We start from the raw sequence: 3,018 nt of genomic DNA, 5'->3' as shown, positions 1-3,018 counted from the left end.
AAGGCGGTGCCGAGCCACTGCTGTACGCCATGCATCGTGGCGGCAGAAGTGTCGAGGAACGGTTGCGGGTAGACGCCGAGGTAAATCAGCAGCACCGCAAGGCCTAGCACCATGATCAGTTCGCGAGCGTCCATACCGTGCAGCACCGCATCCGATTTCGACGGGCCGAAGTAGGCGCGGTGGATCATGATCAGCGAGTAGACCGAACCGAACACCAGACCGGACGTAGCAATCGCTGTGAACCAAGGCCAGCTGGCGAAAGAACCGATCAGGATCAGGAACTCGCCGACAAAGTTACCCGTGCCCGGCAAGCCCAAGGACGCGGCTGCGAAGAACAGGCTGATCGCCGGCAGGTAAGCAATACGCGACCACAGACCGCCCATCTCACGCATGTCACGAGTGTGCAGCCGCTCGTACAACTGACCGCTGAGGATAAACAGCGCGGCTGCCGAAACGCCGTGCGCCAGCATCTGGATCACTGCACCTTGAAGGGCCAGTTGGCTGCCGGAGTAGATGCCGATCAACACGAAGCCCATGTGGGAAACGGAAGAGAAGGCGATCAGACGCTTGATGTCGGTTTGCGCGAACGCCAGGAACGCACCGTAGAAGATCCCGACCAGACCGAGGGTCATGGCAATCGGCGCGAACTCGGCCGAAGCGTTCGGGAACAGCGGCAGGGCGAAACGCAACAGGCCGTAGGCAGCGGTTTTCAGCAAGATACCGGCGAGGTCGACGGAACCTGCGGTCGGCGCTTGGGCGTGAGCATCAGGCAGCCAGGAGTGGAACGGCACGACTGGCAGCTTGACCGCGAAGGCGATGAAGAAGCCGAGCATCAGGATGTACTCGGTGGTCATCGACATCTTGGTTTTCAACAGGTCGGCGTAGTTGAAGGTAATCACGCCAGTGTTGTTGAAGTTGACCAGTACCAGCCCGAGGATCGCCACCAACATGATCAGGCCGGAAGCCTGAGTGAAGATGAAGAACTTGGTCGCCGCGTAAATCCGGGTTTTCTTGCCGTCCGAAGAACTGTGACCCCAGAGCGCGATGAGGAAGTACATCGTCACCAGCTTCATTTCCCAGAAGAATAAGATCATAAACAGGTCGAGGGCGAGGAACACGCCGACAACACCGCCCAGGATCCACATCAGGTTCAGGTGGAAGAAGCCAACGTGACGTTGAATCTCTTTCCACGAGCAGAGTACCGAGAGGATACCCAGCAGGCCGGTCAGCAGGATCATCAGCAGCGACAGGCCGTCGAGGGCCAGGTGCACGCTGATGCCGAAACGCGCGATCCAGATGTGCTTGAACTCAAGCGCCCAGGTCGGATCGGCGCCAGGCGCCGGGGCAAATGAATAGTTGCCGGTCGCCCACAGCCAGAGGCCGATCGCGAGCAACAGGGACATGGTGATCAGCGCAATCCAGCGGGGCAGGGTAGCGCCGAAGCGCTCACCCATCCAGCACAGCAGGCCGCCGATGAAGGGGATCAGGATTAGCCAAGGCAGAATCATGACGGGCTCGTTTCCTTTCGCAAATTCGCAAGGTTCATATCAGACCGCTACCAGCACGATGGCGCCAATAACCAGCACGGCACCAGCAGCCATCGAAGCAGCGTACCAACGCAGTTGACCGGTCTCGGTGCGGCTCAGGGCAGTGTGACCCCCCTTGGCCATACGCGGGATCAGACCGATGGTCTGGTCGAGCGGGTCTTTGCGCAGGATGTGGCTGATCGCAAGGTACGGCTTGACGAACAGTTTGTCGTAGATCCAGTCGAAGCCCCAGGCAGCGAACCACCAGGCCGACAGGAAACGCCCGACGCCGCTGTTGGCAATCGCCGTCACGAAGCGACGCTTGCCGAGGAACAGCAGGGCCGCCAGCAGGATACCGGCCAGAGCGATGGCGCCCGAGGCGATTTCCAGACTGTGCTTGGCATCGCCGCCAGCATGGCCAACGCTTTCTGGCAGTACGCCGTGCAGCGGTGGCACGATCATCGCGCCGACGAACGTCGACAGCACGATCAGCACCGACAGTGGCAGCCAGTGAGCGATGCCGTGACCGGCGTGCGCTTCAGTCTTGGCTTCACCGTGGAACGCGATGAAGATCAGGCGGAAGGTGTACAGCGAGGTCATGAACGCGCCGACCAGACCTGCGTAAAGCAGACCCTGGTTGCCGCTAGCGAACGCTTCCCAGAGGATTTCATCCTTGGAATAGAAGCCCGCGGTCACCAGTGGCAGGGCAGACAATGCCGCGCCGCCGACGATGAAGCTGGCGTAGGCCAGTGGCAGTTTCTTCCACAGGCCGCCCATCTTGAAGATGTTCTGCTCGTGGTGGCAGGCAACGATCACCGCACCGGAAGCAAGGAACAGCAGCGCCTTGAAGAAAGCGTGGGTCATCAGGTGGAAGATCGCGCCATCCCATGCGCCAACGCCCAGCGCCAGGAACATGTAGCCGATCTGGCTCATGGTCGAGTAGGCGAGGATACGTTTGATGTCGGTCTGTACCAGAGCAGCGAAACCTGCCAGAACCAGCGTTACGCCGCCGACGATGCCAACCAGGTGCAGGATGTCCGGCGCCAGGGTGAACAGGCCGTGAGTACGGGCGATCAGGTAGACACCGGCAGTTACCATCGTTGCGGCGTGGATGAGTGCCGAAACCGGGGTAGGACCGGCCATCGCGTCCGCGAGCCAGGTTTGCAGCGGCAGTTGCGCCGATTTACCGACAGCGCCGCCCAGCAGCATCAGGGTCGCCAGGGTGATCCAGAAGTCGCCGACCTGGAATTTCTGCGGTGCCAGCACCAGCAGTTCCTGGATGTTCAGCGTGCCCACTTGTTGGAACAGGATGAACAGGCCGATGGCCATGAACACGTCGCCGATCCGGGTCACGATGAAGGCCTTGAGTGCGGCGTTACCGTTGTTGCGGTTGCTGTAGTAGAAACCGATCAACAGGTACGAGCACATGCCCACGACATCCCACCCGAAGTACAGGAACAACAGGATATAGCCCAGGACCAGGAACAGCATG

General features: G+C 60.4%; 2 protein-coding genes. Both read right to left on the bottom strand.

Annotated elements, in window-relative coordinates:
• The coding region (gene nuoM, locus ACIQVE_RS01140) for an NADH-quinone oxidoreductase subunit M (RefSeq protein ID WP_402803708.1) at nucleotides 1-1,508 on the bottom strand (1,508 nt) is incomplete at its 3' end.
• Between the two features lie 39 nt (nucleotides 1,509-1,547).
• On the bottom strand, nucleotides 1,548-3,018 hold a 1,471-nt coding region (gene nuoL / locus ACIQVE_RS01135), incomplete at its 5' end, for an NADH-quinone oxidoreductase subunit L (protein ID WP_402803706.1).

It is taken from the genome of Pseudomonas sp. NPDC098747 (assembly GCF_044760045.1).
Taxonomy (GTDB): Bacteria; Pseudomonadota; Gammaproteobacteria; order Pseudomonadales; family Pseudomonadaceae; genus Aquipseudomonas.
The sequence above is the reverse complement of the archived record's forward strand: the minus strand, read 5'-3'. Positions and strand labels throughout refer to the sequence as shown.